This is a genomic window from Natranaerobius trueperi (assembly GCF_002216005.1).
Taxonomy (GTDB): domain Bacteria; phylum Bacillota; class Natranaerobiia; order Natranaerobiales; family Natranaerobiaceae; genus Natranaerobius_A; species Natranaerobius_A trueperi.
On sequence record NZ_NIQC01000007.1, the window covers coordinates 44,091 to 59,091 of the forward strand.

18 protein-coding genes are annotated in these 15,001 nt (G+C 32.5%); 17 read left to right on the plus strand and 1 reads right to left on the minus strand.

The genetic code is table 11. The features are described from left to right. The first annotated feature begins 6 nt into the window (after positions 1-6). The 11 genes from def (at position 7) to spoVM (ending at position 9,939) form a co-directional block, all read left to right on the plus strand. Positions 7-471: a peptide deformylase gene (def, locus tag CDO51_RS04645; RefSeq protein ID WP_089023141.1), complete on the plus strand. Its 465-nt coding sequence runs from the start codon at positions 7-9 to the stop codon at positions 469-471. 16 nt (positions 472-487) lie between these two features. Continuing rightward, positions 488-1,426 (plus strand): methionyl-tRNA formyltransferase, encoded by a 939-nt coding sequence (gene fmt / locus CDO51_RS04650; RefSeq protein ID WP_089023142.1) that lies wholly within the window; start codon positions 488-490, stop codon positions 1,424-1,426. A 14-nt stretch (positions 1,427-1,440) separates the two neighbouring features. Next, on the plus strand, positions 1,441-2,250 hold the full coding sequence (locus tag CDO51_RS04655; RefSeq protein WP_089023143.1) for a DUF116 domain-containing protein: 810 nt from the start codon (positions 1,441-1,443) through the stop codon (positions 2,248-2,250). Further along, complete coding sequence (locus CDO51_RS04660; RefSeq protein WP_089023144.1) at positions 2,214-2,897, plus strand: zinc metallopeptidase; 684 nt, start codon at positions 2,214-2,216, stop codon at positions 2,895-2,897. The genes CDO51_RS04655 and CDO51_RS04660 overlap by 37 nt, the downstream gene beginning before the upstream one ends. Before the next feature lie 4 nt (positions 2,898-2,901). Beyond that, entirely contained in the window at positions 2,902-4,266 is a 1,365-nt protein-coding gene (gene rsmB / locus CDO51_RS04665) for a 16S rRNA (cytosine(967)-C(5))-methyltransferase RsmB (protein ID WP_089023145.1), read from the plus strand. 115 nt (positions 4,267-4,381) lie between these two features. Continuing rightward, the gene (gene rlmN / locus CDO51_RS04670; protein ID WP_089023146.1) at positions 4,382-5,428 is read left to right on the plus strand and encodes a dual-specificity RNA methyltransferase RlmN; all 1,047 of its coding nucleotides are present in this window, start codon (positions 4,382-4,384) and stop codon (positions 5,426-5,428) included. 5 nt (positions 5,429-5,433) lie between these two features. Beyond that, positions 5,434-6,198 (plus strand): Stp1/IreP family PP2C-type Ser/Thr phosphatase, encoded by a 765-nt coding sequence (locus CDO51_RS04675; RefSeq protein ID WP_089023147.1) that lies wholly within the window; start codon positions 5,434-5,436, stop codon positions 6,196-6,198. A 5-nt stretch (positions 6,199-6,203) separates the two neighbouring features. Further along, positions 6,204-8,141 carry a Stk1 family PASTA domain-containing Ser/Thr kinase gene (gene pknB / locus CDO51_RS04680; protein WP_089023148.1) on the plus strand — a complete coding sequence of 646 codons (1,938 nt, stop codon included), beginning with the start codon at positions 6,204-6,206 and terminating at the stop codon, positions 8,139-8,141. 15 nt (positions 8,142-8,156) lie between these two features. Beyond that, positions 8,157-9,029 carry a ribosome small subunit-dependent GTPase A gene (gene rsgA / locus CDO51_RS04685; RefSeq protein WP_089023149.1) on the plus strand — a complete coding sequence of 291 codons (873 nt, stop codon included), beginning with the start codon at positions 8,157-8,159 and terminating at the stop codon, positions 9,027-9,029. A 1-nt stretch (position 9,030) separates the two neighbouring features. After that, complete coding sequence (rpe, locus tag CDO51_RS04690; RefSeq protein WP_089023150.1) at positions 9,031-9,699, plus strand: ribulose-phosphate 3-epimerase; 669 nt, start codon at positions 9,031-9,033, stop codon at positions 9,697-9,699. Positions 9,700-9,849: 150 nt separating this feature from the next. Further along, complete coding sequence (spoVM, locus tag CDO51_RS04695; protein ID WP_089023151.1) at positions 9,850-9,939, plus strand: stage V sporulation protein SpoVM; 90 nt, start codon at positions 9,850-9,852, stop codon at positions 9,937-9,939. A 41-nt stretch (positions 9,940-9,980) separates the two neighbouring features. Here the strand turns inward: spoVM and rpmB are convergent, their stop codons facing one another. Then, positions 9,981-10,172: a 50S ribosomal protein L28 gene (gene rpmB / locus CDO51_RS04700; protein ID WP_089023152.1), complete on the minus strand. Its 192-nt coding sequence runs from the start codon at positions 10,170-10,172 to the stop codon at positions 9,981-9,983. A gap of 227 nt (positions 10,173-10,399) precedes the next feature. Between rpmB and CDO51_RS04705 the strand changes: the two genes are divergently transcribed. The 6 genes from CDO51_RS04705 (at position 10,400) to coaD (ending at position 14,997) form a co-directional block, all read left to right on the plus strand. Beyond that, the gene (locus CDO51_RS04705; protein WP_089023153.1) at positions 10,400-10,759 is read left to right on the plus strand and encodes an Asp23/Gls24 family envelope stress response protein; all 360 of its coding nucleotides are present in this window, start codon (positions 10,400-10,402) and stop codon (positions 10,757-10,759) included. A gap of 17 nt (positions 10,760-10,776) precedes the next feature. Continuing rightward, positions 10,777-12,444 (plus strand): DAK2 domain-containing protein, encoded by a 1,668-nt coding sequence (locus CDO51_RS04710; protein ID WP_089023154.1) that lies wholly within the window; start codon positions 10,777-10,779, stop codon positions 12,442-12,444. Between the two features lie 18 nt (positions 12,445-12,462). Further along, a complete protein-coding gene (locus tag CDO51_RS04715) occupies positions 12,463-13,302 on the plus strand; it encodes a DegV family protein (protein ID WP_089023155.1) in 840 nt (279 codons plus the stop codon). A gap of 144 nt (positions 13,303-13,446) precedes the next feature. Further along, on the plus strand, positions 13,447-13,671 hold the full coding sequence (locus CDO51_RS04720) for an alpha/beta-type small acid-soluble spore protein (RefSeq protein WP_089023156.1): 225 nt from the start codon (positions 13,447-13,449) through the stop codon (positions 13,669-13,671). A gap of 283 nt (positions 13,672-13,954) precedes the next feature. Then, positions 13,955-14,512: a 16S rRNA (guanine(966)-N(2))-methyltransferase RsmD gene (gene rsmD, locus CDO51_RS04725; protein ID WP_089023157.1), complete on the plus strand. Its 558-nt coding sequence runs from the start codon at positions 13,955-13,957 to the stop codon at positions 14,510-14,512. A 5-nt stretch (positions 14,513-14,517) separates the two neighbouring features. Beyond that, positions 14,518-14,997 (plus strand): pantetheine-phosphate adenylyltransferase, encoded by a 480-nt coding sequence (gene coaD / locus CDO51_RS04730; RefSeq protein ID WP_089023158.1) that lies wholly within the window; start codon positions 14,518-14,520, stop codon positions 14,995-14,997. Positions 14,998-15,001 lie beyond the last annotated feature (4 nt).

Sequence of the window (15,001 nt, forward strand, 5' to 3'; positions counted from 1 at the left end):
AGGAAATTGGCTATTAAAATTATTAGAACTAATGATGACCCTGCATTAAAACGTGTTGCTAAAAGAATAACAAAAATAGATGATAGAATTGAAAAATTAGTATCTAACATGTTAGATACTATGTATGACGCTGATGGGATTGGCTTAGCAGCACCTCAAATAGGTATATCAAAAAGGGTAATTACTGTCGATACAGATGAAGGAGATGTATATAAGCTAATTAATCCCGAAATAACAAACAGCTCGCAAGAAAAGGAAAAGGCAGTTGAAGGGTGTCTAAGTTATCCAGGTTTGCAAGGAGAGGTTATTCGTCCAAGACAAGTAACAGTACAAGCTTTAGACTTAAATGGTGAAGAAGTGATAATTGAAGCATCTGGACTATTAGCTCGTGCTTTACAACATGAAATTGATCATTTAGATGGTATAACTTTTATTGATAGAGCTGAAAACGTTTATAGAGAAGAATCATAAAGATGAGGTGGGAGTCATGAAAATAATTTTTATGGGTACTCCAGATTTTGCTGTCCCTATATTAGAAAAACTTGCAAAAACTGATAATACTATTCAACGGGTTATTACACAACCTGATAGAAAGAAAGGACGGGGTAAAGCTTTACAGCCTCCTCCTGTAAAAAAGTGTGCAACAGAATTAGGCTTGACTGTATGTCAACCAGAAAAAGTTTCAAATCAAAACTTTATTGATGAATTAAAGGAGTTAGATCCAGATCTAATTGTAACAGCGGCTTATGGACAAATTTTACCAAGAGAGATCCTAGAGATTCCAAATTATGATGCTATTAACGTACATGCTTCACTTTTACCAAAATACCGTGGAGCTGCACCTATTCATAGAGCCGTTATAAATGGTGAAGATATAACTGGTGTTACAATTATGAAGATGTCTGAAAAAATGGATGCAGGAGATATTTTAAACTACCAAAAAATACTTATTAATAAAAATGATAATTCTGGTAATATCTTTAATAAAATTTTAGATGTTGCTCCTAGTTTATTAGTAGATACAGTAGAACAATTTAAAAGAGATGAAATTGTGGCTAAAAAACAAGATGACAGTAGAGCTACTTATGCTCCTAAACTTACAAAAGTGGATGAACGACTAAACTTTAAAGATAGTATGGCAGAACAAATTTATAATCAGGTGCGAGGTTTGAATCCTTGGCCAGGAGCATACACTTACGTTAGAGATAAAAGGTTAAAGGTGTGGGAAAGTGAACTTTTAGAAGAAATTAATGAACATAATAATAATTTAGGGTCGATAGTTGCAGTAAGCGATAATGGACCTGTAATTCAATGTAAAAGTGGAAAAATAATTTTGACTAAGGTACAGTTACAAGGTAAAAAACCAATTTCTGGGTCAGATTTTGTTCGTGGTTTTCATATTAAAGAAAACGAAGCTTTAAACTAAAGGAAGTGGTCATAATGAGAGCTAATAAAAGACTTTTCTTGGGATTAGTATCACTTACGATAATCTTGAGTGGTTTTTTGCTATGGTATTTAAGTCAATTATTAATATTTGAAGAAGGACGATTAGCAACTGATATATTTGTAACAATATCAACTATTGTTATAGTTTCGATAACTGTTTTATTTTCCCTTGGATTGTTTGGTATTTTACTAACTATTATCAATGAAAAAAATTATCCTGTAATGGATCGGTGGATTTCATTAACTTTAAATTTATTTTATCCAGTAGTGGTTTATTTAGGAAAACTATTTAAAATAACAAAGCAAAAGATTCAGCAATCTTTTGTAGAGGTTAATAACAAATTAGTTACTATTAAAGCAAAAGAATTACGTGGTAAAGTTACTAGTGATAGAATTTTAATATTACTTCCTCATTGTTTACAAAGTTCACAGTGTCCTCATAGAATTACTTTGGAAATAAATAATTGTCATCGGTGTGGTAAATGTGCTATTGATGGTCTACTACACTTATCAGAAGAGTACGGTGTACCTGTTCGTGTAGCTACTGGTGGAACTTTAGCACGTAAAGTAGTAAAAGAAATTCGTCCTAAAGCAATCATAGCTGTTGCTTGTGAGAGGGACTTAACTAGTGGTATTTTAGATACTAACCCGTTACCTGTCTTAGGAGTCGTAAACGAAAGGCCTTATGGTCCTTGTTTTGATACTCAAGTTGATTTATCGAGAGTGGAAGATGCAATTATTTATTTAACTGAAGGAGGCGTTCAATCATGTTCTTTTTCGATCAAGGGTTCATACTCTTCGTGATCCCTGCAATGTTTTTTGTTATGTGGGCACAAAATAAAGTTAAAACTGCTTATAATAAATACTCTAAAGTACCTAGTAAACGTGGATTTACAGGGGCTCATGTAGCTCGAGCTTTACTTGATAAAGCTAGACTTAATGATGTAAGGGTAGAAGTTAGTCAAGGACATCTAACAGATCATTATGATCCTAGAAAGAAAGTCGTTAGACTATCTTCTCAAGTATATAATGGAAAGTCTTTAGCTTCTTTAGGGATAGCTGCTCATGAAACTGGGCATGCAATGCAGCACGCTGAAGGATATTTTGCACTATCTGTAAGGAATATGGTATTTCCAGCAGCAAATTTTGGGTCAAGATTAGGTGTCCCTTTGTTTATTATAGGTTTAATAATGGGAAGAATAGAAATTCTGATGGATCTAGGGATTGCATTATTTTTCTTTGCTGTTCTCTTTCAAATTATAACTTTACCTGTCGAATTTAATGCAAGTACTAGAGCAGTTGCTTCATTAGAAGGAGAAGGTTATCTTGAATATGATGAATTGAAGCCAACTAAAGAAGTGTTGAACGCTGCAGCTATGACTTATGTAGCAGCTACTGCGATGGCATTAGCACAACTATTACGACTTTTAATACTAAGAGGTAGGGACTAACTAAATGACTGAAAATTCTCGAGAACTAGCTTATAAAGTATATAAAAGAATTATTGAAGATAAAGGATATAGTAATTTAGTTCTACAAACTTTTCTAAAAAGGAGTCATCTTTCACAACAAGATAAAGCTTTGGTATCAAGAATAGTATATGGAACTTTACAATGGCAAGGTTTATTAGATCATTATCTAAAACAGTTATCTAGTAAACCTTTTGGTAAACTATCAAATGATGCAGTTTATTTACTAAGACTTGGTGCTTATCAGTTATTATTTTTAAATAAAGTCCCTGATAGTGCCTCTGTAAATGAAACTGTAAAAGTTGCCAAGAAAAAAACTCATAGAGGGATAGCTTCTTTTTTAAATGGGATTTTGAGAAATTTAATAAGAAAAAAAGATAGACTCAGTTTACCTTCTGTAGATCAAGATCCTATTAAATACTTAGCGGCATGTTATTCTCATCCAAAATGGATGGTTGAGATGTGGTATAATCAATATGGTTTTGATATAACAAAACAGCTACTAATTAACAATAATGAAGTTCCAGAACACTCTATTAGAACAAATACGACCTTAACGGATAAGTATAAGCTAATAGATGTGTTAAAACAATATGGTATTGAGTCTGAAGAGGTAGAAAAAATTCCGGAAGCACTTATCATTAATAATTTACATGATCTCACTGAGATTCAACCTTTTAAGGATGGATTGTTTCAGATCCAAGATATAAATTCTATGCTAGTTTCACATTTTGTTTCTCCTAAATCAGATGACAAAATCATTGATTTATGTAGTGCTCCTGGAGGGAAAACTACTCACCTAGCTCAAATGATGAAAGATAAAGGGGAAATACTAGCTTTAGATATTCATGAGCATAGAGTGAATTTAGTTAAAAAGGCAAGTGATCGCCTGCATTTAAACAGTATTACACCAATGACTATGGATGCCACAAAATTAATTAACAATGAATATAGCAAATACCATAATAAGTTTGAAATTTGTTTAGTTGATGCCCCTTGTTCTGGGTTAGGAACATTAAGAAGAAGACCGGAGTTGAAATGGAATATAACCAAGGATGACATCAAACAACTAACACAATTGCAAAAAAACCTTTTAGAAACTGGAGCAAAGTTAGTCAAACCTGGTGGTAAATTAGTTTATAGTACCTGTACTGTAAGTTTAAAAGAAAACTATCATCAAATAGTAAATTTTTTAGAAAATAACACTAATTTCAGTGAATACATACCAGAGCAGGTCAACAATGAATTTTCAATAGGCGAAGAACTACTAGATAAAGGATTACAATTACTGCCAGATCATAAACAAGGTGATGGGTTTTATATGGTTAGTATGAAGAAAGTAGACTCCTAAAAAGGAGTCTCTTCTTATTTATTTGCGTATAATACTTTGGAAACTAATGTAGTTGCTTAAAGTCTAGTACTTTGGTATACTTTGCGTGAAACAACTTTAAAAAGGTTGGTGTACTATGAGAAACGTATTTTTAAAAGATTATACAATAAATGAACTTAAAACTATAATATCAGATCTAGGTGAACCGAAATTTCGAGGTGCTCAAATCTTTGAATGGATGTATCAAAAAAAAGTTGAGTCATTTGAAAATATGACTAACTTACCGAAAGAGTTGAGATTAAAATTAAAAGAAAAAACTATCTTAAATACACTTACTGTAGATTATGAAAATAAACTTGAATCTCGACATGATGGAACAATAAAATTTTTGAGTAGACTTAATGATGGTGTTGGGATTGAAACTGCTATTATGAAATATCAGTATGGTAATACTGTGTGTATCTCTTCACAGGCTGGGTGTAATATGAATTGTGCTTTTTGTGCATCGGGAGTTAATGGTAAAGATAGAGATTTGACACCAGGTGAAATGATAGATCAGTTTATAGTTGCCGAGAAGTTACTTTCAAAAGATGAAACAATATCGAATATTGTTGTTATGGGTTCAGGTGAACCCCTCGAAAACCTAGAAAATCTTATCCAGTTTATTAAAATTGTAAATCATGATAAAGGACTAAATATAGGTCAGCGAAATATCACAGTTTCTACTTGTGGCTTAGTTCCTGAAATCAAAAAACTAGCTAATGAAAAATACCAGGTTAACTTAGCAATATCTTTACATGCCGCAACTAATTCGTTAAGAGATAAATTAGTACCTATAAATAAAAAGTATTCAATTGAAAGTTTGATGGAAGCTTGTAACTATTATTTTAACAAAACCAAGAGACGTATTACTATTGAGTTTATTCTTCTAAGAGATGTAAATGAATCGAAACATCAAGCAGAACAATTAGCTGATTTACTAAATAGTCAAGATATGTTAGTTCATATTAATTTAATACCATTTAACACAGTAAAAGAATCACAGTTTAAAGCTCCTAAGTATGATAGGATTATTAAATTTAAAAACATCCTAAAGAACAAAGGAATAAATACAACTATTAGACAAGAGCGTGGTTCTGATATAGAAGGGGCATGTGGCCAATTGAGATCTGACAAGAGGTGAATAGAATGAGGCATTACAGTATTACGGATGTAGGGATTACTAGAGAAAAAAATGAAGATAAATATTTAGATGGAATTAAAGTTGGTGAAATATTTATCATTGGTGTTGCTGATGGAATGGGAGGACATCGAGGGGGAAACATTGCTAGCAATATAGCAGTATCAACGATTAAAGATTTTATGTTAAAAAATCAAGAATTGACTAATCAAAATATTGCCATGTTACCTAAAATTGCAAAAGAAGCTGTTGAAAAAGCTAATGAAGAGATTAATAAATATAAACAGCAATATAATGATTTTTATCATATGGGAACAACCATAACAGTAGGTTTTATTTATAAAGATGATGTTGTTATAGCACATGTTGGTGATTCGAGAGCATATCTTATTAATAGAAAAGATAAAATTGTTCAATTAACTGAAGATCATTCTCTAGTCAATCAGTTATTTCAAAAAGGGAAAATTACTAGTGAAGGTGCTGCTAATCATCCACAGAAAAACATCTTAACTCGTGCTTTAGGAACACATGATGTTATTAGTATTGATATTCAAAAATGTTCTTTTCCTCCAGAAAGCGTTATGTTATTTTGTACTGACGGTCTAACTCACTATGTTGGTGATGATGAAATTTATCAGACCTTGTCTAACTCCGAAGATTTAAAGGAAGGATGTAAAAAACTAGTAGAACTGGCCAATGAACGTGGTGGCCATGACAATATAACAATCAGTGTGGTAGCAAGCGATAACTTGGCCGGAATTTTTAAGAGGTGAAGAAAATGATTGGGGAATTATTATTAAATCGATATAAAATTATGTTACATGTAGGTACAGGCGGTATGGCTACTGTATATAAGGCAAAAGACAACGTACTGAATAGATATGTTGCTATTAAAGTCCTGTTACCTCAATTTGCACATGATGAAGAATTCATAAAAAAGTTTAGAAGAGAAGCACAAGCTGCAGCAAGCTTAAGCCATTCTAATGTAGTGAGTGTATATGATGTTGGACAAGATGATGACAGACATTTTATAGTTATGGAATATGTTGAAGGTAAAAGTTTGAAAGAAGTTATTATGGAAAAAGCGCCTTTACCTGTAAATAAAGCTGCAGGCTATGCCTGTCAAATTTCAGATGCTCTAATCCATGCCCATACTAATAACGTTATTCATAGAGATATAAAGCCTCATAATATTCTAATTACACCTGAAGAGAAAGTTAAAGTAACCGATTTTGGAATAGCAAGAGCAGTTTCTGAAACTACACAGACTTACACAGGTTCAATAATGGGGTCTGCACATTATTTTTCACCAGAACAAGCCAAAGGAAGTTTTACTGGTGAGCGTTCTGATATATATTCATTAGGAATAGTTATGTACGAAATGCTAACCGGTTATGTTCCATTTAATGGTACGAGTCCGGTATCCATTGCTCTAAAGCACATTCAAGAAAATCCAGAGAGTCCTTCTGTTTATAATTCTGAAATTCCTATAGAATTAGAGAAGCTCATTATGAACACATTACAAAAAGATCAATCTTATCGTTATCAGAATGTAAAGGATTTAAAAATGGGTTTGCATCAATTTACTGATAAGTTTAATGATAATTGTACTTATATTGAAAATACAAACGGGTATTCGAACCCCAAACCTGTTTCACCAGATGATAGTCCTACTCAAGAGATCCCTGTTGCTGAAACCAGTGATTATACAAGCAAAGAAAATAATGCGGAGGGAAATAAAGTGACTAGAAAAAAAAGACGAACTAAGTCTAAACCTAAGGTATCACTAAAAAAAATAATTATCCCTTTATTAATTTTGGGTATCCTGGTTGTAAGTGGTGTATGGGCTGTTAATCAGGTTAGAGACTTTATCACAGTACCAGAAGTTACTGTACCTGATGTTGAAGGTGTTTCTTTATCAGAAGCTCAATCCATATTAGAGGAACAAGGACTTTCTGGTGAGGTAAGAGATGAAGAACCACATCCAGAAATTTCAGCTGGAAATGTAATAAGTCAAAGTCCGGAATCAGGACGAGAGGTTAGGAAAAACAGAAGTATAGGATTAATAATTAGTGTTGGCCCAGAATATATTGAAGTTCCAGATGTTACAGGTATGAATAGAAGAGCTGCAGAGCTAGAATTAACTCAGGCTGGATTTGAAGTAAAAATTATAGAAGAATATGCTGAAGTTTCAAGAAATCAAGTGATTTCTCAAGACCCGCCAAAAGGTGATGAAATGCAAGAGGGAGATGAAGTTGAAATAAAAGTAAGTTTAGGAGAAGAACCCTTTGAACTTCCAAGTTTTATAGGTGAAGATGTAGAAGATGTTGAAGAAGAACTTGAATATCTTGATCTGGATTTAAGAAATAAACACGAAGATGAAGAGCATTCACTTCCTAAAGATACAGTTACTGATCAAAACCCTGATTCAGGTGAAGAGGTTCAGCCTGGTGATCGTATAGACCTTTGGGTTAATATTAAAGAATTAGATGAAGATGAAGAAGCCAAAGAGCATACAATTAAACTAGATGACCTTCCAACTGATGAAACCATTAGAATAGTTGTTGATGATTATCTGGGTACACATTTAGTTTTTGAAGGTGAATTAGATGACGAAGAAAAAGAAGTTGTAGGATATGGTTCAGGTAGAGTTGAAGTTTTAATTAAAGATGAGGATGACGACTTTAGGATAAACCAGATCATTCCATTCCCCTAATTTGGAGGTGTGTTTATGCGGGGAAGAGTAATTAAGATTATTAACGACTTTTATTATGTAAAAGCTATGGATAATAATCCTCAATTTGAATGCAAATTAAAAGGTACTTTGCTTAAAGAACGGTGTTACCCATTAGTGGGTGATGTCGTTGAATTAAAAATTACTGACTATGAAAACTCCCAAGGTCAAATAACATCAATTTGTCCACGAAAGAATCGCCTTATTAGACCAGCAGTTTCTAATGTTGATCAGGTTATTATTGTAACATCTCCAAAAGAACCTAATCCTAATTTGCAATTAATTGATAGAATATTAGTATGGGCGTATTTTGAAGGGTTAAAAGGTATTATCTGTATTAACAAAAAAGATTTAGATTTAGAAAAGACAGATGAATTAGTTAGTAAATATACTAAGGCTGGGTATGATACAGTTAAGACAAGTGCAGCTAATAATAAGTTAGGTGATTTAGAATATATCCTAAAAGATAAAGTTACTGTTTTAGCTGGACAGTCGGGAGTAGGGAAGTCAAGTCTTTTAAATACAATTAATCCAGAGTTTAATCTACGAGTCGAAGAAGTTAGTAAAAAAGCTGGTACCGGTAAACATACAACACGACATTGTCAACTATTCGAAGTTAAAGATGGATATTTAGTTGACACACCAGGATTTAATAAAAAAAAGCTTCCTGATATATCTCCATATGAGTTAATACATGCTTTTCCTGATATAAAAGCGTATGCTATTAACTGTAAGTTTAACGATTGTTCCCATCGTAAAGAGCCAGGATGTCAGGTTCGACCACAGGTAGGAGGAAATATTTCGAAAAGTAGGTTAGATAGTTTTGTTAATCTATTTGAGGAACTTGTAGAACAGGAAAGGAGATTTTGATATGACAATTATTTCACCCTCTATTCTTTCTGCAGATATGCTTAACTTAAAAGATCAAATTAAGCAAGTTGAAAATGGTGGAGCCGAAATGGTACATATAGATGTTATGGATGGTCATTTTGTACCAAATATTACAATGGGTCCTTGGATAGTAAAGTCTTTAAGTAAAGTATCTTCATTAGAAAGAGACGTTCACTTAATGATAGAGAGACCTGAAAACTATATTGACGATTTTTGTGAATCAGGAGCAGAAATAGTGACAATACATCAAGAAGCGTCAACTCATTTGGACAGAAATATTGCTAAAATTAAAAATAATGGTTGTAAGGCCGGAGTTTCTATAAATCCAGCCACACCTATAGAGCAAATTAAATGGATTTTAACTAAAGTTGATCTAGTTCTAATTATGAGTGTAAACCCAGGCTTTGGAGGACAAAAGTTTATAAACTATTCTCTAGATAAAATTAAGGAACTAAATAAAATTCGTTATGAAAATGGGTTGGACTTTTTTATTCAAGTCGATGGTGGTATAACAAATTCTAATGCTTTTGATGTAGTCAAGGCTGGAGCGGATATATTGGTAGCTGGGTCATCAGTTTTTTCATCAGAATTAGGGATTGAAAAGTCTGTACAATTACTTAAAAACGCTTCTAAAGCTGCAAATGTTTAACATATTTTCATCATAGTTGTTAAATTTTCGCATACGCATATATAAAAAGTGTATTGATTTGTCACAAATTTGATTTTTCGTTAATAAAATAATACTACCCTATTTATTTGTGGTTTTCATCGGGAACTTTTTTGGGAGGGGGTATAGTTTATGAAATTTTATACCATAAAACTACCAAAATTTTTAGCTAAACTTTTAAGAATTTTTTCAGGAAAATCCGAAGAAAAGAGTAAACAATAAAAAAAGCGCTTGTTTAAAGCGCTTTTTTACTTTAAAATAAATTAAAAAGCTCTTTCAATTTTTCCTGATCTAATACATTGTGTACAAACTTTTACTCTTGTAGGTTTGCCATCTACCATAGCTCTTAGTTTTTGTATATTTCCCTTCCATTTTCTTTTTGTCTTTTTATTGGAGTGGGAAACGTTAGAGCCCGTCATTGAACCTTTTCCACAAATTTCACAAGCTTTAGCCATTAATTGTCCCTCCTTATCGATAAACTTTATAATGTACTATTAAGTGTATTGAGTTAGTACCCAAGCTATGAGTATTTTAGCATAATATATGCAAACTGACAAGAAAAGAAGGAATTAATGGTAAGCATATTGAATAAAATAGTGGGATACAGCTAAGTTAAATATAAAATTTAAAATTAATACATCGAGTTTAAAGGAGGTGAATCCTGGCACTGTCCAGGTTTAATATGAATGGAAATGTAATTGAAAATCAATATGGCCAAATACATGTTTCTGAAAGTGTAATAGCAACAATTGCAGGCACTTCAGCTATAGAATGTTACGGCTTAGTTGGAATGGCATCAAGAAGGTTAAAAGATGGTATTAATGAATTACTTAAAAAAGAAGATTTGAGTAGAGGTGTACAAATTCTAAATAATGAAGGTAAATTATCTATCGAGCTATATATAATTGTCAGTTATGGTACTCAAATATCAGTAGTAGCTAACAATGTTATGGAAAAGGTAAAGTATACTGTTGAATATTTTACTGGCCTAGAAGTTGAAGAGGTGAACATCAATGTACAAGGAGTTAGGGTTCAGGAGTAAAGGAGGTACGAAGGAAATTGAGTAAAGAAACAATCGATGGTCTAAAATTAAAACAGATGATTTTAGGTGGGGCCTCTTCTTTAGATAATGTAAAAGAAGAGATTAACGCTTTAAATGTATTCCCAGTACCTGATGGTGATACTGGAACAAATATGAATTTAACTATACAATCAGCAAAGAAGGAAATAGAGAAGGTTGATTCTAATCATGCTGGGGAAGTGGCCAAGGCTCTTTCAAAAGGAGCACTAATGGGAGCTAGAGGCAATTCTGGTGTGATATTGAGTCAATTGTTTCGGGGTTTTTCAAAGATATTAGAAGATAAGTCTGAAGTTGATGGAAAACTTTTCGTAAAAGGGCTTACAGAAGGTGTTAATACAGCATACAAAGCGGTTATGAAACCAGTGGAAGGGACAATACTTACTGTAGCTAAAGATGCTAGCAAAGAAGGACAAAGGTATTTAAGGGATACAACCGATCCTGACTTAACGGAATTATTAGAACGAGTTATTACAAAGACTAAAGAAAGTGTAGAAAAAACTCCGCAACAACTACCAGTTTTAAAAGAAGCAGGAGTAGTTGATGCAGGAGGAAAAGGCCTTTATTATATTTATACAGGTTTCTTATTAGCTCTAACTGGTGAATTAGATGTTCTAAAAAAACGAGAAAATGGTGTCACTGCTTTTGAATCTAAAAGCTATGAAAGTCCTGATAGAAATGAGAGTTTAGTTTACCAATACTGTACTGAATTAATGATTTCTAATGTGGAAAGTGTAGAAACTACTGAAAGTGAACTAAAAGCAGATCTCGCAACTTATGGTGATTCTCTTGTTATTGTTGGAAGCTCTGATATTGTAAAAGTTCATATACATACTAATAGACCAGGATACATAATTGAAAAGGCTATGAACTATGGAGAAATAAACGATATTAAAATTGATAATATGAAAGATCAGCACCATAGCCTAGTTTTACAACAAGGTAATGAAGCAAATACGAAAGAAGATACTGATACAACTGTGGAGGATAAAAATATTAGTGTAATAGCAGTAGCAAGTGGCGAAGGTTTTTCAAACATTTTTAAAAGTATGGGAGTAGAAAATGTTGTAGTCGGTGGACAGACTATGAACCCTAGTACTGAAGATTTTGTAAATGCTATTAATAAAGCTTCATCAGATAAAGTAATATTATTAGCAAATAACAAAAATATTATTATGGCTTGTGAGCAAGCAAAAGAAATTTCAGAGAAAGAAGTTGCTGTTATCCCTACTAAAACTATTCCTCAAGGTATTAGTGCTCTACTTGCATATAACCCAGACGGTGAAGATTTAGCTAAAATGACTCAGGAGATGATAGAATCATCAAACGAAGTGGTATCTGGACAGGTTACTTATGCAGTAAGAGATGCCAACTTTGAAAGCATGAATATAAGTGAAGGAGACATAATTGCAATAATAGACGGCGAGATAAAAAGCTTTGGTGACTGTATAGAAGAAGTTTTAAAAGAAGCTTTAAAGAAATCAGTTACAGATGAACATGAAATAATTACTTTATTTTATGGAAAAGATGTTGAATCAAAAACAGTAAAAAATATGGTTAGAGAAATAGAGGGAATGTTGCCTGAATGTGATGTAGAGTATCATTTTGGTGGTCAGCCTCTATATTATTACACTTTTGCTATTGAATAATAAAGGAGGATGAGTTGAGTGACTGTACACATTGTAACTGATAGTACTTGTGATCTACCAAATGAAATTCTAGAAGAACTAAACATACATTATGTCCCACTAAATGTTCATTTTGGAGAAGAGGGCTATAAAGATAAATTAGAACTTGAGGCTAATGACTTTTATAAAAAACTTATTGAGAATAAAGAGAGTATTCACCCGTCTACATCTCAGCCTTCACCAGGTGACTTTGTTTCAAAATATCAGGAAATTGCAAATGAAGAAGATGTGATTATTTCGATACATTTGTCTTCAAAATTAAGTGGTACTTATCAGTCAGCTAATTTGGCGAAAGATATGTTACCTAATTATGATATTAGAGTTGTAGATTCAGAAACAGCTTCTATTGCTATGGGATTACTTGTAATAAAAGCTGCTTTAGAAAAAGATAAAGGTGCTTCATCTAGCGAAATATTGGAAAAAATTGAAAAATCAAAAAACGAAATTACTTTAAACTTCCTGGTAGATACTTTAGAGTACCTACAAAAAGGTGGAAGAATTGGAAAGGCACAAGCATTGGTAGGAACACTTTTAGATATAAAGCCTATATTAACTTTGACTGATGGACAAATTACTCCTTTAGAAAAAGTTAGAAATAAAAAGAAGGCTATTAGAAAAATGCTTGACTTTTTGTATGAAGAAAAAGGTGATCAACCTGTGACAGTAGGTGTTTTGTATAGCGGATCCAAAGAGGAACGTAATTTTTTAATAGATCAGATTAAACAAAAATTCAATTGCAAAAAAATTATAGATCATCCTTTTGGTTCTGTTATAGGTGTTCATGTAGGTCCGGATGCTTTAGGTGTATGTTTACTATAAAAAAGTATTTTTAGAAAAAAAAAAGAATTAATTCTGACACAAAGGTATTTTGCCTTTGTGTTTTTTTGTTAGGAAAACACTTCTAGTATTAATCTCTGTTACTGAGAAACACTATGAATAGAAACTTATTAAGGAGGTGAAAAAATGGGCCAAGGACAAAAGAGAAACAAAGCCCTAGTGGAAGGGGCTGAAAAAGGTCTTTACCAGTTCAAGTATGAGGTAGCTAATGAATTGGGAATTCAGCCTCCTCAAAGTGACTATTGGGGTAACCTAACTTCTCGTGATTGTGGTGCTGTTGGTGGAAACATGACTAGAAAAATGGTTGAAGCTTATCAGGCTCAATTAGCTTCTCAACAGCAAAATCAATAAAGATAACACATAAATCAGGTGGGCCGACTTAGTCGGTCCACCTTTTTTAAAAAATTTTTAATAAACCAGGAACCTTTAGGTTCCTGGTTTATGGGAGAGGAGAAACCGGAGGAAGAGTTTGGGGTTAACCCTTCTGATGTCTAGTATATCCAAACTTTTAAGTAGTATACACCAACATAACCTTTTATTGGAATTGATTTAGTAATATTTTAATTGAAAAATTATGATGTTGCTGGTAAAATATAGACGTTATAATTATTATCAAGGTCACGAGGTGTGAAAATTGCGAATTATATCAGGTAGCAAAAAAGGAAAACAACTTAATAGTCTAAAAGGACTGTCGATCAGACCAACTCAAGACCGTGTGAAAGAAGCAATCTTTAATATAATTGGAAATGTTACTCATGCGCGAGTTTTAGATTTATTTTGTGGTACAGGCAATTTCGGATTAGAAGCTTTAAGTAGAGGTGCTGAATTTACAACTTTTGTTGATCGTGACTCAAGGTCAATAAAAGTAACTAAGAAAAATATTAACAGCTGTGAATTTACTGATTGTCAAGTTATAAAGAATGATGTGTTTAGTTGGTTGAAAAAAGCCGAACAAATAGAGGCAAGTTGTTATGATATTGTTTTCGCTGACCCTCCTTATAATCACGGGTATGTTAAAAAGCTTATAAAAGAACCTTCACTTGAAAAGATAATAACAGATGGTGGTCTATTAATTGTCGAATATGGTAATAATGAATTAGTAGAAAATGAATTTTATAGCTGGGATTGTACTAAGTTAAAAGAATATGGTGACACTTCAGTAATGTTTTTAGGTAAAACAAATAAGGGGTGAAATTAATGAAAAGAGTTATTTATCCAGGAAGTTTTGACCCTCCTACAAATGGTCATTTAGATATAATTAAACGTGCAAGTAGTGTCTTTGATAAAGTGATTGTTTCTGTATTACAAAATCCAGGAAAAAAACCAATGTTTAGTGTTCATGAAAGAAAAGAAATGTTAGAAATGATTACAAAAGAAATATCTAATGTTGAAGTTGATGATTTTGATGGTTTATTAGTTGATTACGTTCGTACTAAAAAGGCAAATATAGTTATAAAAGGTTTAAGAGCTATATCAGATTTTGAAAATGAGATGCAAATGGCATTAACTAACAGAAAGTTAACACCAGATATTGAGACTGTATTTATGATGACAAATTATCGATATTCCTTTTTAAGTTCTAGTATAGTTAAGGAAGTTGTTAAATTTGATGGCTGTATCGATGGAATGGTTCCTGAAGCGATTCATGATTATATTTTAAACAATAGGTTAGAATAGATAA